This window comes from Chlorobaculum parvum NCIB 8327, from assembly GCF_000020505.1.
In the GTDB taxonomy this organism is placed as follows: domain Bacteria; phylum Bacteroidota; class Chlorobiia; order Chlorobiales; family Chlorobiaceae; genus Chlorobaculum; species Chlorobaculum parvum_A.
The window spans coordinates 1,530,343-1,554,576 of the sequence record NC_011027.1; the positions used below are offsets into that span (position 1 = coordinate 1,530,343).

A 24,234-nucleotide genomic window follows, 5' to 3' on the forward strand; every position below is an offset into this window, starting at 1 on the left:
TCACAATCACCACCCACTTTTGACAACCCCGACAAGCCACCATGACGTTGCATCGTTCTCCCCTGCTTCTTCCGCTCCTCACGCTTTTCTGCCTGATACACGCCGCTCCTGCGTTTGCTGCGCAAACCATCACGCTGGACAACGGCGACCGGCTGACCGGCACCGTCGAGCGCATGAGCGACGACATCGTAAAATTCAAAACCGGCTACGCAGGAACCATCAGCATCGAATGGAAAAAAGTTCGTGAAATCCGCTCCGACGATGAACCGATGCACGTGCGCCTGACCGGCAACGGCACCATTCCGGTCAAATCCATCATCCGGAACGGCGATCGCATTCTGCTCGACCAGCAAAGCGAACCGGCAGTGAATGTCTCCCAAATCAATCCCGACGACTGGGAAACCGGCAAGGCAGCAAGGCTCAGCGGCGAAATCGGCCTCTCCTTCAAACTCGACCGAGGCAACACGCATGAAAATCGGAGCGATATTGCGACGAATCTCGAATGGAAAAAGCTGAAACACCGCGTCAGGCTGGCAGGAGAGCTCGAATACTACAAAACCGACGGCACCGAAATACAGAACCGCTGGACGGTCGGAACGACCTACGACAACCACTTCTCCAAAAATCTCTACTACGGCGCATCGGCCTCGGTCAAGCGCGACCGGATGACCGACCTGAACCTGCGCTGGACGGCTGGCCCCTACTTCGGCTGGAACATCGTCAACAACACCCGCACGAAGTTCAGCATTGAGAACGGTCTCGAATACACCTCCGAGGAGTACCTCTCGCGCAGCAACGAAAGCTTTATTTCCGACGCGTGGAGAATGGAGTTCAGCTATTTTATCATTCCCGGCAAGCTGGAATTGTACCATCGCAACAAAGGCCTCGTCAGCCTCGCCGACGCTGGTGGTTTGTCATTCGATACCTGGAGCGGCCTGAAAGCACCAATCGCCGGAGGGCTCAACACCAGCGCTGAACTGAAAACCTCGTACAACGGCGACGCCCCGGAAGGCACCGTGCCCTGGGACACAACCTACCGCCTGAAGCTGGGATACCAGTGGTAAAACAATCGATGGAGGAGCGCAAAGAAATGCAGCAGTCACCAGTCAAAAAGAGCAACCACAACAACAGACTCCTTATCGGGATTATTACCGGCATCGTGGCGGGGGCGCTGCTCGGCGGCTTCTGGCCGGAAGGCGGCCTCACGGTAAAATTTGTTGGCGACCTGTTCATCCGGTTCCTGATGATGATTGTCATGCCGCTCATCATCGCAGCGATGGTCAGCGGCATCGCGCGGCTCGGCGACGTCCGCAAGCTTGGCTCGCTCGGCACGCGGACGCTCGGCTACTACATCGGCACCACGGCGCTGTCGGTCTTCACCGGCATTCTACTGGTGCTCTGGATTCAACCGGGCAAAGCTGGACTGGAGAACTCGAAGGCTTCGATCACGCAGGCCAACGTCCAGTACCGCATCGAAGGCAACACCGTCCGGATAGACTCGGCGGCGCTTCCGGACAGCGATCTGACGACCTCGACCCTGCACCTGCTCGACCGGAACCTCTCGGCCTCGATCGACTCGACTCGGCAATCCGGCGACACGATTGTCATCACGACATCCGGATGGAAACGGCGGGCTGAAGCAGTGACGCCGGAGAACGGCGAGGGAAAAGGCATCCGACTCGACCGACAGCCTGACAAGCGTTTCATGCAGGAGAAGCGAGCCATCGGTGACATTCTCAAGGAAGTCGTGAGCGGCCTCGTGCCGTCGAACATCTTCAAGGCGATGGCGAACAACGAAATCCTGCCGGTCATCACCTTTTCGCTGCTGCTCGGCGCAGCGCTCTCCATGACCGGCGAGGCGGGCCGCACGGCCATCCTGTTTTTCAACAGCCTCAACGAGGCGATGATGAAGATCATCCACCTCGGGATGTACGTCGCGCCGGTGGGCATCGGGGCGCTGATCGCCGGGCGACTCAGCGAAGCGGGCGGCTTCAGCGGCTTCTGGCCGGAGCTGCAACAGCTCGGCAAGTACGCCGCGACGGTCATCGGCGGCCTCGCGATCCACAGCCTCGTCACGCTGCCGCTGCTCCTGAAATTCTTCGGCAAACGCTCGCCGTCGGGCTACGCCGTCCGAACCTTCCCCGCGCTGCTCACCGCCTTTTCGACCGCGTCGAGTTCAGCCACCCTGCCGCTCACCATCGAGTGCGCCGAGGAGAACAACGGCATCTCAAAACGCACCGCCGGATTCGTGCTGCCGCTCGGCGCAACGGTCAACATGGACGGCACCGCACTCTACGAAGCGGTTGCGGTGATCTTCATCGCGCAGATGAATGGCATCACGCTCGGCACGCCGGAGCTCGTCGTCGTCTTCCTCACGGCGACGCTCGCCGCCATCGGTGCGGCAGGCATTCCCGAAGCGGGGCTGGTGACGATGGTGCTGGTGCTCAAAGCGGTGAACCTCCCAGTCGAAGGCATTGCGCTGATCTTGGCCATCGACTGGTTCCTCGACCGCTGCCGAACCACCGTCAACGTCTGGGGCGACAGCGTCGGTGCGGGTATTATCGACCGGAAGGTGAAGAGGTAGGTTGAGACTGGAGTGAAAATGGATTAACTCTCCCTCTGTTGATTGCGGGATGGTACGCTCATTATCCTATATTCTTTTTACGCCATTTCCCGAGCCATTCGACCACACAATCATGCCTGATTCCACGCCGCCGAACCACCCGCCCGCATCCGCTAGGCTGTCGCAAGATGCCAGCAACGTCGAACAAGCGATGAAACCCGGCTATGCCGAAATGGCGGGCTACCGGTCGTCGGAAGCGGTGGAGATTCGTGCGACAATCAAGCCACGCATCGAGCTTTTCCTGTCGTATGCCCACAACGACAAGAGCGTCAAGCAACGATTCACCGATGAGCTGAAAGCGCGGCTTGCAATCTCAAGGCATTTCCAGTTTGTCTTATCCTCGGATAACGATCTGCTCTGCGGCGACACATGGCACGATGAATTGCAGGACAGGCTCAGCCGGTGCAACTACGGCATCTTACTACTGTCGAACCGCTTTCTGGCAAGCACTTACATCCAAAAACACGAAATTCCGCTGCTTCAAGACAAGTGCTTTCCCGTCGCGCTCAAACCCATCGACATCGACAATCTGGAAACGCACGGACTTGACCACCGCCAGATATTTTTCTTTGAACAGACCAAACCGTTTCAAAAAGTCAGCGGTGCGAATCTGAGTCAATTTATCAACGATTTCGTTGAAGAGATCGAAAAGAGCATTCTGAAACAGCGGGAAAAGCATAAAGAGGTCGCTTGCGTTGAAACGGAAGAGCACGAAGTTGAGGGCATCATTCGGGACGAAGATGGCACACAGAAATTCATCAAAAGAAATCTGGAATATCGATGCTCGTCGTACGAATGTGAACGATTCATCGACACTTGTGGCCTGCCGGGCGTTATCTCCCATCAAACCGAAGCCACTTCGTCGGCGGACACCGTGCAGGCGCGGCCTTACATCAGGAGCTGGGCGCTTGAGTCGGACGTGCCGTTTTTTGCGTTGCTTGGCGATTTCGGGACGGGCAAGACCTTTACCTGCCGGATGCTGGCGCGGGAGATCAATGCGCTGCACGACGAGTCGCCGGAGTCGGTGCCGCTCTGCATTTACATCGACTTGCGGCGGGTTTCGACCCGCGTCGGCGCGGAGAAGAAGGTGCCGCGCCTCGTCGATGTTTTGCGCGACGCCATCGAGTTCACCAAGGATCCGCTCGACAAGAGCATCGTGACGCCGGAGGACGTCATCCGGCTGGTGCGCTCGAACCGGGCGATGATTCTGTTCGACGGTCTCGATGAAAAGACAGTGCACTTTTCGCCGGAGGAGACCAACCGGTTCATCGCCGAACTCTGGAGCATCCGGGAGCAGCGGAGCGACAAGGAGAACGCGCCGCCGCAGGGCAAAATTCTCATCAGTTGCCGCACCCACTACTTCCGCGACACCATCGAGCAGAACACGCTTTTCCTCGGCAGGGATCGCGAGGGGCGCTCCCGCGAGGAGTACCGCTCCTGCACGCTCCTGCCCTTCGACGCGGCGCAGATCCGGGAGTATCTGGAGAAGCGGCTCGGCTGCGATGGCGACAAGATCGAGAGCATCATCGGGCTGTTCGGGAAGGTGCACAACCTGAAAGAGCTCGCGTCGCGCCCCTACACGCTCAACCTGATGACGGAGTTCATTCCGGACATCGAGCGGCTGGCGTCCGAAAACAAGCAGGTCAACACGGCCACGCTCTACGACACGACGGTCGAGAACTGGCTGGCGCGGGACGAGGGCAAGCACGAGTTCAGCACGTCGCACAAGAAGCGGCTCATGAAGTCGCTGGCTGCCGAACTCCACCGGCGCGGCGGCGAGGGGCTGGAGACGGACGATCTCGACGATTGGCTCGACGATTGGCTGGCCGACCATCCGGCGATCAGCGAAGCCTATCGGGGAGAAAAGCCGCGCGAAACACTCAAGAAAGACCTGCGCACGGCGACCTTTATCATCCGCGAGGAGGAGGACAATTTCTCGTTCGCCCACACCTCGTTGCAGGAGTATTTCCTTGCGGGATTTCTGGTCGATGGGTTGTCGGCGCGGGAGTTCGAGCCGCAGGAATTGGCGATGAACATGCCGTCGAAAGAGACGCTCGACTTCGTGGCCGATATGCTCGCCGCCGATGAGCGGAAAGGCGAAAAGGTGGTCGCGGCACTCGCCTCGATCCTTGAAAACGCTTACCGGAAGGAGGTTTCGGAACTCGCCTTCGCTCTCTGGCTGAAGCTGCACGAGCGCGGAATGCGCACCCCCGCGCCGCGGAACGTCCGGCTCGAACAGGCCGAACTTGCCGGATGGGTGATTAGCAACCTGAACCTTTCGGGCGCGCGGTTCGACGGGGCGAATCTGCGCGGCACGAGCTTCCGCAGCACCGTGCTCGCCGCAGCCTCGTTCAGCCGCGCCAACCTCGTCAACGCGGAGTTCCTCGGCTGCAACGCCACCGGAGTCGACTACTCGCAAGCCGATGCCGACGCCGGAATCTTGCGGAACTGCGATTTGCGGCAAAGCCGCTGGGCGGGGGCGGAACTCAGGCTTGCGTCGTTTGTTGAGTGTGAAGCGACGGAAATGGTCGATTTTCCCGTTGATGCAGAGTTCGTTGCTGCGAGGTGCGAAGGCATTGTCAGTTCGTCACTTCCAGAACATCCGCAATTATCACTCTATGATGGCCATTCTGTTGGAATCAAAGCTACCTCTTTCAACTCGGATGGCACAAAGATTGCATCTGGCTCAGCTGATGGAACAGTCAAGCTCTGGGATGCTAAATCCGGCACCTGCCTTATAACTTTGATCGGCCATACTGGTTCAGTCAACGCCGCCAATTTTAATCCGGATAGTACGCGAGTTGTTTCAGGCTCCGGTGACAAAACAGTTAAAATTTGGGATACATATTCGGGCAATTGCATTTCGACATTCTTCGAACACGCCTTAACCATAAGCGATTGTTCATTCAGCCCAGACGGGAAATATGTTATATCCTCGTCCTATGACAAGACAATAAAAATATGGAATGTTCAATCAGGCCATTGCATTTCAACCCTTTGTGGTCATCTATCGGAGGTCAATAATGCAAAATTCAGCCCCGATGGTGAACGCATCATCTCAGCGTCTTCCGATAAAATGCTCAAGATTTGGGACGCTCGATCAGGGCAGTGCCTATTGACTCTTTCTGGGCATACCGAAGCGGTATGGTCATGTGCTTTTAGCCCTGATGGAACACGCATTATTTCCGCCTCTTCCGACCACACTCTAAAGATTTGGGAGGCTCAATCAGGAAATTGTATTCAGACTCTTTCTGGGCATACGGGTGCGGTATGGTCATGCGCCTTTAGTCCGAATGGAACACGCATTATTTCCGCCTCATATGACAATACTCTGAAGTTATGGGATGCCTTTTCTCAACAAATTCTCATTTCACTCCCTGAATATCGTAGCTGGTTTGACAGTAATAGTTGTGCATTCAGTCCTGATGGAACAAAAATTATATCAACATCACGCAACGGCATCAAACTCTGGGAAAGCTCTTCAGGTCAGTGTATTATGAACATTTCAAAAACTGGCGGTCTTATCAGTGCATGTGCGTTTAATCCTTCTGGGAATCGCTTTATTTCTGGGTCTCACGATCATTTCATCAAACTATGGGAAACAGAATCAGGACGATGTGTTAAGATATTGGCGGAGTACAGCAATGCTGTTTTAATGTGTGCATTCAGTCCTGACGGAAGCCGCATTATTTCCGTAACGGATAGCAGCGAAATAAAACTTTTCGATTCTTTTTCTGGCCAGGTTTTAATGACTTTTAAGCATAAAAAAAATAAGTTGGTTCAAAGACTGTGCTTTCAGCATTGATGGTAAAAAGGTCCTTTCTGTTTCTTTGAATGGAAGTATTTATCTGTGGGACACCCTCACAGGGAAACGTATTATAAAATATAAAAGCTCTTATTTTTTTCGCGCCTGCGCATTCAGTCCTGATGGTAAAAAAATACTTGCAACAACAGACGTCAATACTGATACAAGAAATAGCTTGTTAATGCTATTAGATGCAAATTCAGCAGAACTTTTAATGACTATACAGGGGCACCCACGAGATATTGTATCCTGCGCGTTCAGTCCCAATGGAAAAAAGTTTCTTTCAACATCACTGGATAGTACACTCAAGCTATGGGATTCTGAAACCGGACAATGTATCAACACCTTTGAAGACCATATAGAAGCCGTTTGGGATTGTGCATTCAGCCCAGATGGCGATAAAATCCTTTCCTCTTCATCTGATCACACTCTCAAGCTCTGGGATGTAAATTCAGGACATTGTTTGATAACATTTTCTGGGCATAGTTCTCCTGTCTTTTCATGTAGATTCAATTCCGACGGTACACGCATCATTTCCGGCTCTTCCGACAAAACCCTCAAGCTCTGGGACGCCCAAACCGGCCAGTGCCTCATGACGATGGCCAACCTACCGGACAACGAAACCGCTTCGTGGAGTGAAACGGAGCCAAAGCTGCTTTGGGCGTCGCCGAACGCCTGGCGCTGGATCGGCCTCGCCGACGGATGCCGCCGCTTGCCCATCGAGCTGCTCGACGACCCAGCGACCAAATAACAATCGGCTCCGCCATCCCCGACGAGTCGGGGTCGCCCTTCCCGTCCAAAAAAAACAAAAAGGGCATCCCGACTAATCGGGATGCCCCTACGAAGACAACGATGGTTTCGATGCGGCGTGGAACGCAGACGCACACCATGCTCCCCCGCAAATCATCAATTCTTCTTGTCCCATCCCCGCACTTTCCGGCAGGACTTCGCGGACTCGTCTTTGCACCAGAGCTTCACTCCCCGGCTCCACGCTTCGCGCCCGATGATGTGCGCGGCGACGGGGGCCGTCAGGAAGAGGAAGATGATGATGGCGGCGGCGCGGAAGGTGATGGCGGCGTCCTGCCAGAAGAGCACCGTGCCGGTGAGCACCAGGCCGATGCCGAGGGTTGAGGCTTTGGTGGTGGCGGACATGCGGGTGTAGAGGTCGGGCATCCGGATGATGCCGAGCGCGGAGAGCAGGATGAAAATCGTGCCCGCGAGAATGAAAATGCCGCTGAAGATTTCGGTCATGACCGCCTCCTTCGTTCGAGATAGTACGCAAACGCCACCGTGCCGAGAAAGGCGAGCAGCGCCAGAATGATTCCGACATCGAGAAAGGCCGTGTTCGCGTTCAGGATCGAATAGACCGCGATGAAAGCGATGGTGTTGGCCGAGAGCAGATCGAGCGCGACGATGCGATCCTCGATCTCCGGGCCGATCAGCAGCCGCAGGAAAATCAGCAGAATGGAGAGGCCGATGATCGACAGGGCGATCGTGGCCGACAGTTCGATAAAGCTCATCGCATCACCCCGATCAATCGTTTTTCGAGCCCATCTTTCAGCTCGTGCCGGAACTGCTCTTCATCTTCGAGATACATCACGTGGACATAAAGGGTTTTACGGTCGTCCGAAACATCGAGGCTCAGCGTGCCGGGTGTCAGGGTGACCAGATTGGCGAAGAGCGTGATTTCGAGATCGGTTTCGACATCGAGCGGCACCTCGACGATGCCCGGATCGAGGTAGTTTTTCGGCGTCAGAATATCGAATGCCACCCGCAGATTGGCCAGAATCAGCTCCTTAAGGAAGTAAAGCACAAAGCCCGTAACCTGCCGTATCTTCGAGAAATAGGTCTCCTTGCCGAATGCCGAGCGCGACATCCAGAGAATCAGGTAGCCGACCACCATACCGGAGATGAAGCTCGGCGCGCTGCTCTCGCCGGTGAGCAGCATCCACGCGAAGGCGAGCAGAATGTTGAAGAGGAACTGACTCACAGGCCACCTCCCAGCACCGCGTTCCGGTAGCTTTCGACATCGAGCAACTGCCCCGCCGCGCGGGCGGAGAGTTCATAGACCGGTTCGAACGAAAGGCCGAAGAAAATGATCACCCCGCAGAGCATCACAACCGGCAGGTAGAGCAGCGCCGTGCGTCCGTTGCCGTGCGCCTCGTCCGTGACTTTGATGACGCCGGGGTCATCCTTCCAGAACGCCTCGTTCCAGATTTTGGTCATCGAAAAGAGGGTCAGCAAACTCACCACAAGCGCGGCAGCGGTCACAAAGTAGTGCTCGCTTTCGAGGCCTGCGCGAATCACCATGAGCTTGGCCCAGAAGCCCGACAGCGGCGGAATGCCCGCGAGCGCGAGCGCCGAAACGAGGAAAAGCGCGGCCAGGAGCGGTTCCGTGCTGTACAGCCCGCCGATCTTCTTGAGCTGGAACGCGCCGGTCTTGTGGCGGACGATGCCGCTGATGTAAAACAGGCTGGTCTTGGCGATGATGTTGTGCACGATGTAGAACAGCCCGCCCGCAATGGCCAGCGGCGACTGGATCGCGATGGCGAAGAGCATATAGCCGATCTGGCTGACGATGTGGAACGAGAGCAGCTTGCGCAAATCGTACTGCGCCGCCGCGCCGAGCACGCCCACCACCATCGTCAGCGGCGCGATCCAGAGCAGAATGCGGAAAATCGCCTCCGACTCGGGGCCTGTGAAGACCGTGGTGAACACGCGCATAATCGCATAGACGCCCACCTTGGTGAGCAGTCCGGCGAAGATAGCCGACACGGCGACCGGCGGCGTGTGGTACGAGGCCGGAAGCCAGAAGAAGAGCGGGAAAATCGCCGCCTTCACGCCGAAGGTGACGAGCAGCAGCACCGCCACCACCGAGAGCAGATTGCGCTGCTCAATCATCGGAAGCCGCGCCGAGAGGTCGGCCATGTTCAGCGTGCCCGCCACGCCGTACAGGATGCCAACCGCCGAGAGGAAAATCGCCGATGAGAGCAGGTTGATCGTCACGTACTTCACCGACCCTTCGAGCTGGCGCGGCGTTCCGCCGAGCGCGAGCAGCACGAAGGAGCTGATGAGCATCACCTCGAACCAGACGTAGAGGTTGAAGAGGTCGCCGGTCAGGAACGCGCCGTTGATGCCAACAAGCAGCAATTGCATGAGCGGATGGAAGAAGAAACGCTCTCGCTCGCGGTCGATGCTGCCGAGCGAGTAGATCGAGGTGGTCAGGCCGATGAGCGCCGTGGCGGCGACCATCACCGCCGAGAGCAGATCGGCCACAAGCGTGATGCCGAACGGAGCCGCCCACCCGCCAGCCTGAAGCGTGAGGATGCCGCCCGCATACACCCGCGAGAGCAGCGCCACTGCCACCACCGCCTGCACGAGCGACGCGCCAAGCCCGAGGCCGCGCTGCACGCCGGAGCGCTCCCGGAACGGCAGCATGACGAGCGCCGTCACGAGCGGCAGGAGGATCGGGAGGACGAGCAGCAGTTTCACGACTCACCTCCCCCAACCTGCTCAATGCGGTCGGTCGTGCGCATGGCGTCAACGTCGTCCGTGCCAAGCTCCTCATAGCTTCGCCTGAAAAGCACGATGGCGAACGCCTGCAAGCCGAAGCCAATCACGATGGCGGTCAAAATCAGCGCCTGCGGCAGCGGATCGGCGAACGGCTCGACGAGCGCTTGTGCCCCTTCGGGCACGAAGGCCGGAGCGCCCTTGGTCAAGCGCCCGGTGCTGAAGATCAGCATGTTGGCCGCGTGGCCGAGGAACATGATGCCGAAGATCACCTTCACCAGACTGCGGCGCAGGAGCAGATAGATTCCGGCGGCGTAAAAGAGGCCGGTGATGAGCGCGAGCAGAAACGTCATGGTTCATCCTCCCCGGCGAGCGAAAAAACGATTTTGAGGGTGATGCCAAGCACCAGCAGATAGACCCCGACATCGAAAAGCAGCGGCGTGCCGACCTTGCCGATCACCGGAATGCCGGTGTTGACCCAGACGCTCTGCATGAACTCCATGCCGCCCAGAATCGACGGCAGCGTGCTCGCAAGCGCCACGCCGAGGCCCGCGACCACCACCGTGAGCGGCTCGAAGCGGAACACGCGCCGCGCCTCCTCAACGCCGTTGGCGATGAAGTAGAGCGCGTAGGCCGCTGCTGCAACCAGCCCGCCCGCAAAACCGCCGCCCGGCTCGTTGTGCCCGCGCAAGAGCAGAAACACCGAAAAGAGCTGCAACAGCACCAGCAGATAGCGGGAGGATGTCGAAAGAATCAGCGAATTCATATCAATCCGTTTTACCGGTTCTGAGTTTCAGCAGGGCAAATACGCCGATAGCCGCGATGGCTAGCACAGTAATTTCGCCGAGCGTATCAAGTGCCCTGAAATCGACGAGAATGACATTCACCACATTCCGCCCATGCCCGTCGGGCAGACTGGCACTGCCGAAGTACTCCTTCAGCCGGGACGACAGATCGGTGGAGGTAACCTGAAGCACGGTCAGGGTCATGAAAACTCCCGCCGAGGCCGCGATCAGACCGTCACGAAGCCGCCCGGTCGGGCGCGACCGTGAGGTGAACTTCGGTAGATGGGCCAGCACCAGCACGAACAAAATGACGTTCAACGTCTCGATCGCGAAGGTGGTCAGCGCCACGTCGGGCGCGCCGTAGATGATGAAAATGATGCCGACGCCAAAGCCGAGCACGCCCATCGACACGATCGCCTTCAGCCGCGAATCGCTCGTCAGCAAGAGGCCAGTCGCCAGCACGATAATCACGGTGAGCGCAATTTCATACGGCGTGACCGAAAGATCGGCGGGCAGCGTCACTGCAAAACCGCCCGCGCCCCCCGAGCTAAAAAGCATCAGACCAGCCGGAATCAGCGCCGAGAGGATGATGACCGCGAGGTAGCAGCGCAGGTCGCCGTTTTGGAGTGACGAAGTAAGCCAGGTGGCAAAGCGCAGCATTCCGGCCAGCGCCTGTTCGTACCAGATCGAGGGCTTGACGAGGCCCGGCAGATGGAGATTTTCTATGCGGGAGAGCGCGATGGAGCGCAGCAGGTAGAGACCGACGCCCGCGAGCAGAGTGACGAAGCTCAGAAGCAGCACCAGATTGAAGCCGTGCCACAACTCGATCTCGATGTCGAGCCGTTGAGAGATGATGCTGACGGCGGACTCTTCGAGCAGGTGACCGACGAAAAAGTCCGGAAACAGCCCCAGCAACAGCCCCGAAAGCGCAAGGATGAACGGACCGACGAGCATCGCCACCGGCGCTTCGTGCACCTTCTGCAGCTCAGGCCGGGGTTTACCGAGGAACGGGCGGAAACCGACGAGGAAGGTCACCACCACGAGAAGCGCACTCGCCGCGACCGCGAGCACGATGAGCACGCGGCCCCACGGCTGCACTTCGAGCACCGCCTTGTAGAGCGTCTCCTTGCCGATGAAGCCGATCAAGGGAATAACCCCCATCATCGAAAACGAGGCAAGCGCCGCCGTCACCGCCGTCACCGGCATCGCCTTCCACAGGCCGCCAAGTTTCGAGACATCGCGCGTGCCGGTCTCGTGGTCGAGCGTTCCGGCCACCAGAAACAGCGTGCCCTTGTAAAGCGAGTGCGCGATGAGGTAGATGAAAAAGGCCTTGATCGCCAGCTTCGAGCCGATGCCAAGCAGCATCACAAGCGTGCCCAGCACAGACAGGGTCGAGTAGGCGAGCAGCCGCTTCAGGTCGCTCTGGCGATAGGAGAGCAGTCCCGCGAAAATCATGGTTGTCGCCCCAGCGACGAGGATCGTGTCCTGCCAGAGCGCCGTGCCGCCGATTTCGTGGTTGAACCGCGCGATGAGGTAGATGCCCGCCTTGACCATCGTGGCGGAGTGCAGGTAGGCGCTCACCGGCGAGGGCGCGGCCATGGCGTCAGGCAGCCAGAAGTGGAACGGAAACTGCGCCGACTTGGTGAACGCGCCGACGAGAATCAGCGCGACGATGGCCGGATAGAGGCGATGGGAGGTGATGAGATCGTTCATCGCGTAGAACGAGGAAATCTCGAAACTGCCAGTTACGCTCCCCAGCAGCAGCATTCCGGCCAGCAGCGCAAGGCCGCCCGCGCCGGTCACAAGCAGCGCCTTCAGCGCCGAAGCGCGTGAGGTCGGCGCGTGGTGGTTGAAACCGATCAACAGGAACGAGCTGATGCTGGTCAGCTCCCAGAACAGAAACAGCAACAGCATGTTGTCGGCCAGCACCACGCCAAGCATCGAGGTCATGAACATGCCGATGAAGCCGAAAAAGCGGTCGGCCTCCTCGTAGTGGCGCAGATAGACCGAAGCGTACAGGAACACCGCCGCGCCGATCAGCGTCACCAGCATCACGAAGGTAAGGCTCAGCCCGTCGAGCACGAAGCTCAGATTGAGACCAAGCGACGGCACCCAGCTCCAGCGCTCGCGCACCGGAACGCCGGAGGCCACCTGCGGATACTTCAGCATGAAGCTCGCAAACAGCGTCAGCGGAAAGGCCACCCCGAACCAGACGAACCGGGCCTTCAGCAGCCGATAGAGGTATGGCGCGATTGCCGAAACGGCAAAACCGGTAATGATCAGGAAAAGCAAAGACAGGTTCCTCATAAAATATCGAAGGCCCTGTTACAGGCCATCGACTCTTCTTTGATGAATCAACTATTCAGCTCAGAGCAACCTCGTTTTATGACAAGAGGTTCCCCTTAACGTCCACTGCTGCCGCATTTTGCAGTTCAACTCGAAAAGAGTCAAAGGGTGAACAAACATTGTGTCGGACAAATGAAGCCGGATAGCCTCCGGCTTCAATCACGCATCAAAATCTGATACCTTACAAAGGCAGCGATTTGCACTCGTTGAAGAAATCGCGCAGGCGATGGGTGCCGTACTTCGGCGAAACGAAATCCATCTTGCTGAGCGTGGTGGCGAACAGCGCAACATCATGCACGTCGCGATTGAAAAGCCCAACCACGCCAACGATTCCGTCAGCCAGCCAGAACGGCAACGGAACCTGTGCGGGCTGCGTGCCGGCGATTTCGATAGCCAGATCGACCATCTCGCGATAGGTGAACACCTCCGGGCCGCCGACCTCGATCTCCGCCTCCTTGCTGTCCACAGCATCGGCACAAACCTTGGCGAGATCGGCGCCGTGGATCGGATTCTGGCGGTTATAGCCATCGCCAATCCAGAGCATGAAGCCACGGCGGGCGCGGGCGACGAACTGGCCGATCTCCGAAAAGAAGCCGTTCGGGCGAATGATCGTGCTCTCGATCTTCGCGGCCTGCAACTCGCGGACGAACTTTTCGTGCGCCTGCACGTTCGGAATGTTCATCATGCGGTGCGCGTCGAACACCGAAACGTACACGAACTTCTTCACCCCGGCCTTCAGCGCCTCGGAAAGAATGTTCATGTTGCCCTGATAATCAACGTCGAAGTTGTCGTGCTCGAAGTCAGGCTTTATCATGCCGAGCGACGAAAAAACCACGTCGATGCCGTCGCACAGCCCGGCAATGGTTTCGGGTTGGGTGGCGTCACCAAACACCACATCGTCAACAAGCGAATCGATCTGCGGCGCGAAAAACGGCCCCGGCTTTTTGAACTTCTCGGGATTGCGCACCAGCACGCGCACCCAGTACCCGCGATTCTTGAACTCCTGCACCGCATAACGGCCGAGGTAACCGGTCGCCCCGGCCACAAGCACTTTCTTCATTGATTCCGCTGATAAGGTTGGAAAACTTTTTTAAATAATTCTGCTTCATAATGAACCGATTTTTCGGCTTTAAACCAATGCCGCTCAGCTCCCCTCTCCGTTTTGACCGCCCTTCCCTTTCCATGATGAAAGCGCTTCTTTAGATTTATTTTAAAAAAACTCGATCACCCGGAACCAATTCCTCTTTTTCAGGCTTTTCTTGATCATTAACCCCGTGAACAAACGGCACTGATCCGACCATTCACCTGGTGCCAACCATTGTCTTTCACCAAACACCAAAACAATCAAAAAGGAGAAAATCCATCATGTCAAATTTTGACGACGAAATGTACTTTGAAATGTCCATGCCGCTGCTTGGCGACGACTTTCCGGAACTGAACGTCCAGACCACGCATGGCCCGATGAGCATCCCCGGCGACCTGAAGGGATCATGGTTCGTGCTCTTCAGCCATCCGGCAGACTATACCCCTGTCTGCACCACCGAGTTCGTAGCGTTCCAGCAGCGCGCTGAAAAATTCGAAGAGATCGGCTGCAAGCTCATCGGCATGAGCGTCGATCAGGTCTTCTCGCACATCAAGTGGGTCGAGTGGATCAAGGATAACCTGAACGTCGAGATCACCTTCCCGATCGTGGCGGCCAACGACCGCATCGCCAACAAGCTCGGCATGTTGCACCCCGGCAAGGGCACCAACACCGTCCGCGCCGTGTTCGTCGGCGACCCCGAAGGCAAGGTGCGCCTCGTGCTCTACTATCCTCAGGAGATCGGCCGCAACATGGATGAAATCCTGCGCGCGGTAACAGCGTTGCAGATTTCCGACAAAAACAAGGTCGCCATGCCTGCCGACTGGCCGAACAATGCCCTGCTCAACGACCGGGTTATCATCCCGCCGGCTACCAACATCAAGGATGCCGAAAAGCGCAAAGAGCAGCACGACTGCTACGACTGGTGGTTCTGCCACAAACAGCTCAACAAGTAAAAGCTGGCCTCATCTATCCATCAAAAGGCTGCTCCGGACTCCAGAACCGGGGCAGCCTTTTGCTTTTTCATCCTCGCTGCGCATCACCATCAAAACCTTCCTCCGGCTTGATAAAAAGTGATCTATGTATCATCTTTTGCATCAACCATTTTTAGACGCCGGACAAAGAGTCATGCACGCTGAAAAACACCTTTTCTCCACGAACGCGTTTTTAGGCAAGTTCCTCAGAAAAAAAGCCGTGGAGCGCCTTTTTGCAAGCAAAACCCGCGAGGCTGCGGTAGCTCTGGCAGAAGCGGTTGAAAAGGCGCATCCGGAAGCAGATGAGATCTTCAAGCGCCTGCTGAACCTGCGGCACAGCAGCGAAACAGTGATGCACACAGCGGTGTGGAACTACTGGAAATCGCGGCGTTTCGAGGAGCTGCTGAAAAGAACGGAAGCATCGAAATCGTTTGAGTCGGACTTATTGCAAGCGCTCGAAGCCATGCCGAAGAACGACTGGGGCAGCGGCTTGCTGTTCGCGCTCTGGAGCCAGCTCGACCGTGATGACATCGCCGCGATGATCGAGGCACAGGGCCGCCATGCGCCCGCGCTGGAAATGGATGCGCTGTTCGGGCTGGTGCGCGGCAACCCGGAGCGCTACCTGAACTTCGAAGACCCCGACTACTCCATTTTCGAAAAAGCCTGGCTCGCCGCATCGAGCGTTCAGCGGCAGCGCATCAGCCTGACGGTGCTCAACAGCCAGCAGTCCCGCCTGATTGCGGCCTACGACCACGCCGTCCGCGACGAGCACGATCCACAGCTGGTCATCGAAGCCCTCAAGCTCTGCGGAGACCACGACGCGCTGTTCGACCGCTTGCGGGGATTGCCGTTCAACGGCGCACTCGAAGTGATCGCGTTCTGGGCGGAAAGCAGTAGCAGGCCGAAAGCTCCCGCCAAAGCCGCCATTGTCGGGCAGGCAGTCGCGCTGTTCCGTGAAGTTACCGAGCTGCTTCCGGAAGCCCGCCGGTCCACACCTCCGGGGACACGAGAGATTTTTGAGTTCTGGACGGAGCGTTATCAGAGCGACGAATCGATCCGGCAGGATTTGTCAAGCCCCGATCCATTCCGACGTGCTGGAGCGCTCTACTGCGGTGCGCAGCGGAATTTGATCCCTCGCAGTCAACTTAGGGAGATTTCGGTGAACGGCACGTGGCCTGAAAAGCTCGCCGTGCAATACCTGTTCAACGCACCGGATGAAAGCGCGCGAAATGAGCATGTGTTGTGGCTTCGTCCGCAGGACAACGTCGTGGCGGGCATCCTCTCGATGCGCCTGCCCGGAACGCTTGAAGAGAGCAGCCGGTTGACTGATCAGCTCCGAAGCGCGTCCGAAGAGGACTATCGGCACAAGCTCCTGCAACTGCTCACGCTCTTTCAAAGCTACTTCCTGCGTGGCCTCATCACCGTTGACAGCAGCGACGACGCCACGGAAAGCAACGCGGTGGAGACGGAGGAGGTGACCGATGTGGAGTGGTAGGGGCATCTTGCAACGCCTTTTTGCAGCCCTGAAAGGTGACGATCGCGCTGAAACCCAGGCCATCGCCACGTTGCGACTCGAACTTGCCGAACGTGATGAGGAGATTGCGCGGCTGAGAAAGGAGTATGCGCTTCTGCGGGAGCAGTCGAAAGCGCAGGTCGAGAGGGCTGGAGGCAAGGCGGTCGAGAGCATCGCCCACCAATGCGCCGCGCCACTGGCCACGCTTTCGGCGATGCAGGCCCGCCACGCTGAAAAGGGCGATCTGAATCCCGCCGATCTGTTGCAGGTGGCATCGTCATTCCGGAAAATCCTTGCCGAACGCGGGCTGGAAGAGATCGGCACTGTCGGCGAAACTCAGCCGTACGATCCAGCGCTTCACCAGATGCTCGACGGCGCCCGCCCTCAACCCGGCGAGCCGGTGCTGATTCGCTTTGCGGGATTCCGGTTCAACGGCAAGCTCGTCGCCAAGGCGCAGGCCGGAGCCGCGAAGTCCAGCTCAGGGAAAGAGGAAATGAACAAAATGGACTGAGTAGAAAAATGGAAGAAATGGTCAAACACGGACAATGTCATTCCATTTCTAAAACAAATATGCATCATCATTGGGCTCGCGGCATTCTGGTCCGTCATTCCCGCGAAAGCGGGAACCCATGTGCTTATTCCGAATTTTGGATTCCCGCTTGCGCGGGAATGACGAGGAAACGGCATTTTATACCTTTGAGTAGCTAATCTATGCCTCTTGCGTTTGATTTTGGTACCTGTAACAGCGTGGTCACTCGCTGGAACGAGGCCCTGAACGACATAGAAACTCCCGAGCTGCCCAACCTCGGCATCCGCTACCCCCAGCCGGGCGGGGCCGATGCGCGGGTCATTCCCTCCATGATCCATTTCGGCGATGGCGACACGCCGTTGGTCGGCAGCCAGGTTGCCGGAGCGGGATTGGCGAACCATCCGGGCACGTTCCGCTGGCTGAAAATGGATATGCTGCGCACCGGCGGGGCCAACCGCGGGCGGCGGGTGAACGGCAGGGTGATCTACCCCCGGCTGGCGGCGGACGATCTGGTGGATCGCATCCTGATGTTCGTGCGTGGCGCGTTCGGCGACATCGACGACGAGCTGGTGCTGACCGTGCCGGTCGAGGCGTTCGACCACTACATCGACTGGCTGCGCGAGGCGGCGATCAAACGCTTTCCTGGCGGCATCAGCATCATCGACGAGGCGACCGCCTGTATGCTCGGCTACAGCGAAGAAGTTCTCGACAACGAGCCGTACGGCATCGTCGATTTCGGCGGCGGCACGCTCGACGTCTCCATCGTCCGCACCGACCTGCGGAGCGCTTCGCACGCCCGCTGCCGCATTCTCGGGCGCGCGGGCGAAGAGATCGGCGGCATCATGATCGACAACTGGCTGCTGGAGCATATCCAGCAAGAGCAAGCGCTCAGCGACGAGGATATCGCCTCCATTGGCCCGTCGCTGCTAGAAGCGGTCGAAGAGGCCAAAATCGCCCTCTCGAACGGTAGTCCGGAGGCCTCCTTCACCCGCTTCAACGACGTGACGGGCCGGTTGATCGACGTGACGCTCACCGCCGCCACGCTGCAAGCGGTGCTCGAAAAAAAGCGCGAGCCGGGCATGAACAACCTCTACCAGCACATCGTCCGCACGCTCGACCGCGCTCTCGATCAGGCGCGCGACCGGGCGGGCATCCGCAAGGAGGAGCTGAAGGGAATTTTCCTGGTCGGCGGCAGCAGCCTGCTGCCCGGCATCCAGCAAAAAATCCGGGAGTACTTCCCCGGCACGGAGGTTCACGCAGGCCGCCCGTTCGAAGCCATTGCGCGTGGCGCGTGCCGCTTTTCGGGCGGCGTGATCGACCAGACGCTGACGCACGACTACTGCCTGCGGAGCTGGAACCGCGAGTTGCGCGACTTCGAGCTGGTACCGGTGGTTCCGCGCGGCACGCCCTACCCGACCGGCAAACCGGTGTGCAGCAAGTACATCAAGGCCGCCTCGGACGTGCAGGAGGTGCTCGGGCTGGTGATTTACGAGCGCACGCTGATGAGCCGCCCGCTCATTTCCTACGTCAACGGCGCGGACGGGCTGCGTCCGGTCAAAGAGGGCGAGCGGCTGGAGTCGCGGCACAAAGCGCTCAATCCCGAAGACAGCGAATTCATCCATGCCGTGCCACCATGCCGCTCGGGCGACCGCCGCTTTGTCGCCGGATTCGGAGTGGACAAGAACCGCCGCCTCACGCTCTGGCTCCGCGACACCGAGCCGGGTAACCAGTCAACGATCCGGTTGCGCGACGGCTCCACTCTCCCACTGCCGGTGGCCGACTTGCCGGTCGTGAAGCTTTAAATTCTGGTCATTTAAACTCTTAAATAATTGCCCCGGACTTTAGTCCGGGGTGTATGGATAAAACAAAATAAATCATGGCTTTAGCCCAATTTCTTTCTACGGCGGCATTTGAGATTTATTTTCGTTGACGGAATAAAAAGGCTGTTCCGAAAGTGTTTTTTCTCTGGATGATCTTCGATTCTTTCTGTCATTCTGAACGGAGCAAAGTGAACTCGTGCGGCAGTCCCGACTACTGTCGGGAAAGAATCCAGTTTTTTTCGGACATCACTACAATTGACTGATTTGAAATATTTTACGTGACTTTCTGGATTCTTCGCCCGCCCCGACAGTTGTTGGGTCGAAATCAGAATGACAGCGCATTTTTTCGGATTTTTTGGCAACACAGAGTCACAGAAGTAAAACCAACATCAGCATGTCCTGGCTCGACGAACTGAAACTGAACATTGCGGCACGCGTAGCCGTCATCCATCTGGTAACCATCGATGAAGAGGACGCGCTCAAGGCGCTCACCGGGTGGTCGAACGCATCCGACTGGCCAAGCGGCATGGGCCTCATCACCTGGGACATCGGCGACCAGTTCCTGCAGGTGCGCGAACCGGCGGCGACCTTCAGCAAGATGGGCGCGACGCCCGAAACCGTGCTCGACATCATCGACGAGTACAAAGGCTCTGCGACCTTTATCCTCAAGGATTTTAACCACTTCTGGGAGCACAACCGCAAGGTGTCGCGCATGTTGCGCAACCTCGCTTCGCGCCTGCCGTTTCGCGACGAAGCGGTGAACATCATCGTCACCAGTCCGGGCCGGAACCTGCCCGAAGAGCTGTGCCACGACATCCCGACCATCGACGTCGGCAAGCCCGGCAGCGAGCAGATTCTGGAGCTTCTCGAACGCGAAACCCGCTCCACGCGCTCGCTCGACAACGCGACGCACGGCCTGCGTGAGCGGCTCGTCGAGGGCGCGCTCGGCCTGTCGATGGTCGAGGCGGCGCGGGCGTTCCGCAAGGCGATTGTGCTTGCGGGCGGCCAGCCGCTCGACGAGCGGAGCGTGCGGCAGGTGCTGAACGAAAAGCGCCACATTATCCGCGAAAGCGGCGCGCTCGAACTCTACCCCTACACCGGCTCGATGAGCAACGTCGGCGGCCTTCGCGCGCTGAAGCAGTGGCTCGACCAGCGGCAGGAGGCGTTCAGCCAGGAAGCGCGCGAGTACGGCCTCAGCACCCCGAAAGGCGTCGCGCTCATCGGCATTCCCGGCACCGGCAAAAGCCTCTGCGCGAAGGTCACCGCCGGGCACTGGGGCATGACGCTGCTCCGCATGGACGTGGGCGCGATCTTCAGCGGGCTGTTGGGATCGAGCGAGCAGAACATCCGCGAAGCAATCCGCATTGCCGAGGTGATCGCGCCGTGCGTACTCTGGGTTGACGAGATCGAAAAAGCGTTCGCCGGATCGGTCGGCGACAGCGGTACGGCAAGCCGCGTCTTCGCAACGTTCCTGACCTGGATGCAGGAAAAAACCGCACCGGTCTTCGTCTTCGCCACGGCCAACAACGTCGAGCGCCTGCCGCCCGAGCTGCTGCGCAAGGGGCGATTCGACGAGGTCTTTTTCCTCGACCTGCCGACCCACGCCGAGCGCGTCAACATCCTCGAAGTACACCTCAAGGAGCGCGGCTACACCATGCTCTCGCACCGCTTCGACCTCAACGCCGTCGCCGACGCCACCGAGGGTTTCGTTGGCGCGGAACTGCAAGCGCTGGTCAACGATGCCATGTTTCCCGCCTTCCGCGACAAGCGCCGCGAGATCGAGACCGAGGACTTGCTCGACGCCGCCCGCGCAATGGTGCCGCTCTCGGCCTCGCACCAGCCGGTGATCGACGGCCTGCGCGAGATGGTCAAAAACGGCCAGGCCCGCAACGCCTCCGCCGAACTAGGCGCGGCGGCTTCACAACAATCGGAGCTACGATGAATTTGAACGACACCCTTTCCGAACTCAGAAGCCGCGCGATACGCCCGTCCGATGATGCGCTGCCGCCGGTCATCGTCAACGAGCGGGATGGCTCCCCTATGGTACTCGTGCCCGCGGGCAAGTTCACGATGGGCGACGACCTCGACCGCGAAAGCCCGCAGCGGAGCGTGCAACTCGAAGCGTTCTACATCTCGGTCTATCCGGTCACCAACCGCCAGTACCGCGCCTTCGTCGAAGCCACCGGCCACCAGCCGCCCAACATCGGCGCTCGGATCGACTCGCTCTCCTTCTGGCGCGAAGAGGGGTGCCCCGCAGAGTTCGACGACTACCCGGTCGTCCTCATCAGTTGGGACGACGCGGACGCCTACGCCAAATGGGCGGGATGCCGCCTGCCCAACGAAGCCGAGTGGGAAAAAGCCGCGCGCGGGCCGGAAGGGTTGCTCTACCCGTGGGGCGACAAATGGGACGAAAACAACTGCCGGAACCGCAACAACAAAGGCGAAGAGTCCGTCGCTCCGGTCTATTCGTACCCCGAAGGGGTCTCCGGCTACGGCACCTGGAACCAGAGCGGCAACATCATGGAGTGGTGCTCGATCTGGGAAGGCGAGGGCGATTCCGGCAACGCCACCGACGGCGACGAAGCCCTCCGCCAGGAACGAGGAGGCTGCTGGCGCTACCCCGACAAATTCGCCTTCCGCGCCTCGCAACGTTCGTTCGTGGTGCCGAAAGCGGTGAATGATTTCCGGGGGTTTCGGCTGGTGTTGCCGGTGAAGGCGGGGATGTGAGAGGGGTTAGTTTGTGGGTGGATTTGCAGTAAATTGTTTTTTTTGAATGAAGGGTAATTGCGGGCATCTTATGCGGACACGAATCAAGAGTCCGCGTTCTTATGCAGATAAACCTAATTAATGTTAGCGAGTTGAGGTCAGCATGACATTCTGCTACTCCTGCGGCGCTCTGTCAACATCACGGGAGCACGTTCCACCCAAGTGTCTCTTCCCCGAGGCGAAGGACTCGCTTGATGGCATAGATCGACGCATCAACCTTATCACGGTTCCTGCATGCACCGAGCACAATTTGACAAAGTCGGGTGACGACGAGTACTTCCTGTACGTGCTGAGCACCAGCATCACCTCAAATGAGATTGCGCTGGCTCAGGTGCAGACAAAGCTGGGGCGCGCAATTGCGCGTCGGCCGGCTCTCACGACATCACTTCTTGAAGGCAGCAAGGATTGCTGGGTGCGGGATAGCGCAACCGGAGCTGTTCATGAGGCTACGCAGTTCGCCCTTGACGGCGAACGTTTCTCCAAGAGCCTCGAGCTGGTCGCCAAGGGAATCTACTTTCATCACTTCGGTGAACGATGGGAAGGGAAGTTGCATGTGCGTGCGGACTTCATCGATTTCCCCCATGAGCCCAATGCCGCCGACATTCAGGAGGCTCGCATGGCGCTCGCAAGCTATGCCGATGAGCTGTTCAAGGTCGAGCCAAAGCACGGCTCGAACCCTGACGTGTTCTGGTATCAGGTACACACGCCCTGCGAAGGGCCTCGGTGTCTGCTTCGTATGGGGTTCTTTGGCGGGAGCAGAGCCATCGCCTTCTTTGGGGAGCTTCGCACACGTGGCTAACTCCTCGCTCAGCAGACCGGGCGCCCGTCGCGTCAGATGACTCGTGCTGTAACCCGTGACGGTCGACTGCTGAGCGCCCGGGGCGTTATGATTCACAATGAACTACGATTCCCAAAAACATCATCGCCGCTCGATTCGGTTGGCCGAATATGACTATTCAAAAGGCGGAGCATATTTCGTAACAATTTGCACTCGAAACGGCGACCAGATATTGTCAAACCAGCCAAAACCGCAACAACCTGATGTAAATGTAGGGGTAGCCCTTGCGGCTACCCATCCTCTCAACACACCTCCCAACCCCGAACCCGACTCTGCACTCCGATTCGAACTGACATCAATCGGCGAAATCGTGGATCGCAATTGGCGAACGTTGCCTGAACGCTTTCCAATGATTTCGCTGGATGAATACGTTATCATGCCGAATCATTTGCATGGCATTGTGTTCATAAACGAGTCGGATAAACCGGAGTTTCGTGATGGCAGAAAAAGGGTAGGCGCAAGGCCTACCCCTACAGCTCCAATATCTCCACCAACCCCGACGTTGGGCATGATTGTTGGTGCGTTCAAGTCGAAATCAGTAAAGGATGTTCTTGCTCACATTGACGAGAACGGTTTGGATATGATCGGCAAAATCTGGCAGCGGAACTACTTTGAGCGGGTCATCAGAAATGAACGGGACTTAGAAAATATCAGAACGTATATCAAAAACAATCCCACCAATTGGGCGCAAGACGAAGAAAACCCCATGCACAGTGAACGTAAATAAAAAAGGGTGACCACAATGTGTCACCCTTTTTTCCTTGATCCTCTCCCCCACTTCTCACCGCAACAACAACAGCGGAATCCGGCTCGAACCAATCATCTTCGTCGTATTACTCCCCACAAAAAACTGGCGGATTTTTGAGTGGCCGTAGGCTCCCATGACCATGAGGTCGATGGCGTGGCTGTCCTGATAGTCGTGCAGAGTTTCGATGACTTCGCCTGAAAGCAGCGACCTTTCGACCGTAAATCCCGCCTGTTCGAGCTTTCGGCAGGCTGCGTCGAGGCGTTGGTGGTGTTCCGGTTTGTTGTTGCTGACCACCATCACGACGTGGCATTCGAGGCCTTTCAGGAGGGGGCTTTGCGCCACCATGTCGAGCGCTTTTTCCGACGTTTCGCTGGCGTCGTAGGCGATCATGAAGCGTTGCGGCGGCGTGAATCCGGGCATCACCACCAGAATCGGGCGCTGCATGGCGCGGACGACTGTTTCGATGTGGCTGCCGATGCTTCCGGGGCTGTTTTCGTGCGCTTCGCCCTGCCGACCCATCACCAGCAGGCGACTTTCCGGTTGCAGCTCCAGCACGGTTTCGACCAGGCTGCCGTGACGTTGCAGGGAGTCGGTCTCGCCCTTGTAGAGTGCCGCCGTGCGCTCGCAGGCGTCGCGGAGCATCTGCTTGCCAAGGTCGAGCGCGATCCGGCTCTTTTTCTCCTCCAGCTCCACCAGCTCTTCGAGCATGTGCTCGCGCGTGCCGAGGCCAATGTTGCCCGAGAGGTCTCCCTTCACCGGCGTTTCCGGTTTTTCCAGCACGTGCATGAGCAACAGCGGCGCGTCGAGTTGCGAGGCGGCCCAGGCTGAGGCGTCGCACACCGCTCCGGCGGCAGCCGATCCGTCAATACAGGCGATTACTTTTGGCATGTCGGTTC

Annotated in this window: 21 protein-coding genes and 1 pseudogene; 13 read left to right on the plus strand and 9 right to left on the minus strand. The window is 58.2% G+C overall.

Annotation, left to right across the window (positions count from 1 at the left end):
• The first annotated feature begins 41 nt into the window (after nucleotides 1–41).
• From CPAR_RS07115 to CPAR_RS11285, 5 genes and pseudogenes are all read left to right on the plus strand, one after another.
• Nucleotides 42–1,064: a DUF481 domain-containing protein gene (locus tag CPAR_RS07115; protein WP_012502635.1), complete on the plus strand. Its 1,023-nt coding sequence runs from the start codon at nucleotides 42–44 to the stop codon at nucleotides 1,062–1,064.
• Between the two features lie 26 nt (nucleotides 1,065–1,090).
• A complete protein-coding gene (locus CPAR_RS11280) occupies nucleotides 1,091–2,584 on the plus strand; it encodes a dicarboxylate/amino acid:cation symporter (RefSeq protein WP_156773401.1) in 1,494 nt (497 codons plus the stop codon).
• A 112-nt stretch (nucleotides 2,585–2,696) separates the two neighbouring features.
• Complete coding sequence (locus tag CPAR_RS10670) at nucleotides 2,697–6,428, plus strand: eIF2A-related protein (RefSeq protein WP_198002608.1); 3,732 nt, start codon at nucleotides 2,697–2,699, stop codon at nucleotides 6,426–6,428.
• Nucleotides 6,424–6,861: pseudogene (locus CPAR_RS11415) on the plus strand (WD40 repeat domain-containing protein); the annotation flags it as partial. The gene CPAR_RS10670 and the pseudogene CPAR_RS11415, both read left to right, overlap by 5 nt.
• A 30-nt stretch (nucleotides 6,862–6,891) precedes the next feature.
• Nucleotides 6,892–7,179 (plus strand): hypothetical protein, encoded by a 288-nt coding sequence (locus CPAR_RS11285; protein WP_232203882.1) that lies wholly within the window; start codon nucleotides 6,892–6,894, stop codon nucleotides 7,177–7,179.
• A gap of 155 nt (nucleotides 7,180–7,334) precedes the next feature.
• On the opposite strand, the gene mnhG is transcribed toward CPAR_RS11285, so the two are convergent.
• The 8 genes from mnhG to CPAR_RS07165 all read right to left on the minus strand — a co-directional run bounded on the left by mnhG (nucleotide 7,335) and on the right by CPAR_RS07165 (nucleotide 14,129).
• Nucleotides 7,335–7,679 carry a monovalent cation/H(+) antiporter subunit G gene (gene mnhG, locus CPAR_RS07130; RefSeq protein ID WP_012502639.1) on the minus strand — a complete coding sequence of 115 codons (345 nt, stop codon included), beginning with the start codon at nucleotides 7,677–7,679 and terminating at the stop codon, nucleotides 7,335–7,337.
• Nucleotides 7,676–7,948: a monovalent cation/H+ antiporter complex subunit F gene (locus tag CPAR_RS07135; RefSeq protein WP_012502640.1), complete on the minus strand. Its 273-nt coding sequence runs from the start codon at nucleotides 7,946–7,948 to the stop codon at nucleotides 7,676–7,678. The genes mnhG and CPAR_RS07135 overlap by 4 nt, the downstream gene beginning before the upstream one ends.
• Entirely contained in the window at nucleotides 7,945–8,418 is a 474-nt protein-coding gene (locus CPAR_RS07140; RefSeq protein WP_012502641.1) for a Na+/H+ antiporter subunit E, read from the minus strand. Before CPAR_RS07140 ends, CPAR_RS07135 begins: the two co-directional genes overlap by 4 nt.
• Nucleotides 8,415–9,920 carry a Na+/H+ antiporter subunit D gene (locus CPAR_RS07145; RefSeq protein WP_012502642.1) on the minus strand — a complete coding sequence of 502 codons (1,506 nt, stop codon included), beginning with the start codon at nucleotides 9,918–9,920 and terminating at the stop codon, nucleotides 8,415–8,417. Before CPAR_RS07145 ends, CPAR_RS07140 begins: the two co-directional genes overlap by 4 nt.
• Complete coding sequence (locus tag CPAR_RS07150) at nucleotides 9,917–10,291, minus strand: Na+/H+ antiporter subunit C (RefSeq protein ID WP_012502643.1); 375 nt, start codon at nucleotides 10,289–10,291, stop codon at nucleotides 9,917–9,919. Before CPAR_RS07150 ends, CPAR_RS07145 begins: the two co-directional genes overlap by 4 nt.
• Nucleotides 10,288–10,704 (minus strand): Na+/H+ antiporter subunit B, encoded by a 417-nt coding sequence (locus CPAR_RS07155; protein WP_012502644.1) that lies wholly within the window; start codon nucleotides 10,702–10,704, stop codon nucleotides 10,288–10,290. The genes CPAR_RS07150 and CPAR_RS07155 overlap by 4 nt, the downstream gene beginning before the upstream one ends.
• A 1-nt stretch (nucleotide 10,705) precedes the next feature.
• Entirely contained in the window at nucleotides 10,706–13,030 is a 2,325-nt protein-coding gene (locus CPAR_RS07160) for a putative monovalent cation/H+ antiporter subunit A (RefSeq protein ID WP_012502645.1), read from the minus strand.
• Nucleotides 13,031–13,250: 220 nt separating this feature from the next.
• Nucleotides 13,251–14,129: an SDR family oxidoreductase gene (locus CPAR_RS07165; protein ID WP_012502646.1), complete on the minus strand. Its 879-nt coding sequence runs from the start codon at nucleotides 14,127–14,129 to the stop codon at nucleotides 13,251–13,253.
• A gap of 305 nt (nucleotides 14,130–14,434) precedes the next feature.
• On the opposite strand from CPAR_RS07165, the gene CPAR_RS07170 reads away from it, so the two are divergent.
• The 8 genes from CPAR_RS07170 (at nucleotide 14,435) to CPAR_RS11035 (ending at nucleotide 23,317) form a co-directional block, all read left to right on the plus strand.
• Complete coding sequence (locus tag CPAR_RS07170; RefSeq protein ID WP_012502647.1) at nucleotides 14,435–15,106, plus strand: peroxiredoxin; 672 nt, start codon at nucleotides 14,435–14,437, stop codon at nucleotides 15,104–15,106.
• A gap of 172 nt (nucleotides 15,107–15,278) precedes the next feature.
• The gene (locus CPAR_RS07175) at nucleotides 15,279–16,619 is read left to right on the plus strand and encodes a hypothetical protein (RefSeq protein WP_012502648.1); all 1,341 of its coding nucleotides are present in this window, start codon (nucleotides 15,279–15,281) and stop codon (nucleotides 16,617–16,619) included.
• Entirely contained in the window at nucleotides 16,606–17,148 is a 543-nt protein-coding gene (locus CPAR_RS07180; RefSeq protein ID WP_012502649.1) for a nucleotide exchange factor GrpE, read from the plus strand. Before CPAR_RS07175 ends, CPAR_RS07180 begins: the two co-directional genes overlap by 14 nt.
• A 200-nt stretch (nucleotides 17,149–17,348) precedes the next feature.
• Nucleotides 17,349–18,968: an Hsp70 family protein gene (locus CPAR_RS07185; RefSeq protein ID WP_012502650.1), complete on the plus strand. Its 1,620-nt coding sequence runs from the start codon at nucleotides 17,349–17,351 to the stop codon at nucleotides 18,966–18,968.
• A gap of 412 nt (nucleotides 18,969–19,380) precedes the next feature.
• A complete protein-coding gene (locus CPAR_RS07190; RefSeq protein ID WP_012502651.1) occupies nucleotides 19,381–20,928 on the plus strand; it encodes an AAA family ATPase in 1,548 nt (515 codons plus the stop codon).
• On the plus strand, nucleotides 20,925–21,713 hold the full coding sequence (locus tag CPAR_RS07195; RefSeq protein WP_012502652.1) for a formylglycine-generating enzyme family protein: 789 nt from the start codon (nucleotides 20,925–20,927) through the stop codon (nucleotides 21,711–21,713). The genes CPAR_RS07190 and CPAR_RS07195 overlap by 4 nt, the downstream gene beginning before the upstream one ends.
• A 289-nt stretch (nucleotides 21,714–22,002) precedes the next feature.
• On the plus strand, nucleotides 22,003–22,551 hold the full coding sequence (locus CPAR_RS07200; protein WP_041466166.1) for a hypothetical protein: 549 nt from the start codon (nucleotides 22,003–22,005) through the stop codon (nucleotides 22,549–22,551).
• Between the two features lie 97 nt (nucleotides 22,552–22,648).
• Entirely contained in the window at nucleotides 22,649–23,317 is a 669-nt protein-coding gene (locus CPAR_RS11035; protein WP_012502654.1) for a transposase, read from the plus strand.
• 54 nt (nucleotides 23,318–23,371) lie between these two features.
• On the opposite strand, the gene CPAR_RS07210 is transcribed toward CPAR_RS11035, so the two are convergent.
• Nucleotides 23,372–24,226: a universal stress protein gene (locus CPAR_RS07210; protein ID WP_012502655.1), complete on the minus strand. Its 855-nt coding sequence runs from the start codon at nucleotides 24,224–24,226 to the stop codon at nucleotides 23,372–23,374.
• Nucleotides 24,227–24,234: the final 8 nt, after the last annotated feature.

What these genes read in the sequence shown, in the direction of transcription:
- CPAR_RS07115 (WP_012502635.1), top strand. Translation starts at nt 42, where the DNA reads ATGACGTTGCATCGTTCTCCCCTGCTTCTTCCGCTCCTCACGCTTTTC.
- CPAR_RS11280 (WP_156773401.1), top strand. Translation starts at nt 1,091, where the DNA reads ATGCAGCAGTCACCAGTCAAAAAGAGCAACCACAACAACAGACTCCTT.
- CPAR_RS10670 (WP_198002608.1), top strand. Translation starts at nt 2,697, where the DNA reads ATGCCTGATTCCACGCCGCCGAACCACCCGCCCGCATCCGCTAGGCTG.
- mnhG (WP_012502639.1), bottom strand. Translation starts at nt 7,679, where the DNA reads ATGACCGAAATCTTCAGCGGCATTTTCATTCTCGCGGGCACGATTTTC.
- CPAR_RS07135 (WP_012502640.1), bottom strand. Translation starts at nt 7,948, where the DNA reads ATGAGCTTTATCGAACTGTCGGCCACGATCGCCCTGTCGATCATCGGC.
- CPAR_RS07150 (WP_012502643.1), bottom strand. Translation starts at nt 10,291, where the DNA reads ATGACGTTTCTGCTCGCGCTCATCACCGGCCTCTTTTACGCCGCCGGA.
- CPAR_RS07155 (WP_012502644.1), bottom strand. Translation starts at nt 10,704, where the DNA reads ATGAATTCGCTGATTCTTTCGACATCCTCCCGCTATCTGCTGGTGCTG.
- CPAR_RS07160 (WP_012502645.1), bottom strand. Translation starts at nt 13,030, where the DNA reads ATGAGGAACCTGTCTTTGCTTTTCCTGATCATTACCGGTTTTGCCGTT.
- CPAR_RS07165 (WP_012502646.1), bottom strand. Translation starts at nt 14,129, where the DNA reads ATGAAGAAAGTGCTTGTGGCCGGGGCGACCGGTTACCTCGGCCGTTAT.
- CPAR_RS07170 (WP_012502647.1), top strand. Translation starts at nt 14,435, where the DNA reads ATGTCAAATTTTGACGACGAAATGTACTTTGAAATGTCCATGCCGCTG.
- CPAR_RS07175 (WP_012502648.1), top strand. Translation starts at nt 15,279, where the DNA reads ATGCACGCTGAAAAACACCTTTTCTCCACGAACGCGTTTTTAGGCAAG.
- CPAR_RS07180 (WP_012502649.1), top strand. Translation starts at nt 16,606, where the DNA reads ATGTGGAGTGGTAGGGGCATCTTGCAACGCCTTTTTGCAGCCCTGAAA.
- CPAR_RS07185 (WP_012502650.1), top strand. Translation starts at nt 17,349, where the DNA reads ATGCCTCTTGCGTTTGATTTTGGTACCTGTAACAGCGTGGTCACTCGC.
- CPAR_RS07190 (WP_012502651.1), top strand. Translation starts at nt 19,381, where the DNA reads ATGTCCTGGCTCGACGAACTGAAACTGAACATTGCGGCACGCGTAGCC.
- CPAR_RS07195 (WP_012502652.1), top strand. Translation starts at nt 20,925, where the DNA reads ATGAATTTGAACGACACCCTTTCCGAACTCAGAAGCCGCGCGATACGC.
- CPAR_RS11035 (WP_012502654.1), top strand. Translation starts at nt 22,649, where the DNA reads ATGAACTACGATTCCCAAAAACATCATCGCCGCTCGATTCGGTTGGCC.
- CPAR_RS07210 (WP_012502655.1), bottom strand. Translation starts at nt 24,226, where the DNA reads ATGCCAAAAGTAATCGCCTGTATTGACGGATCGGCTGCCGCCGGAGCG.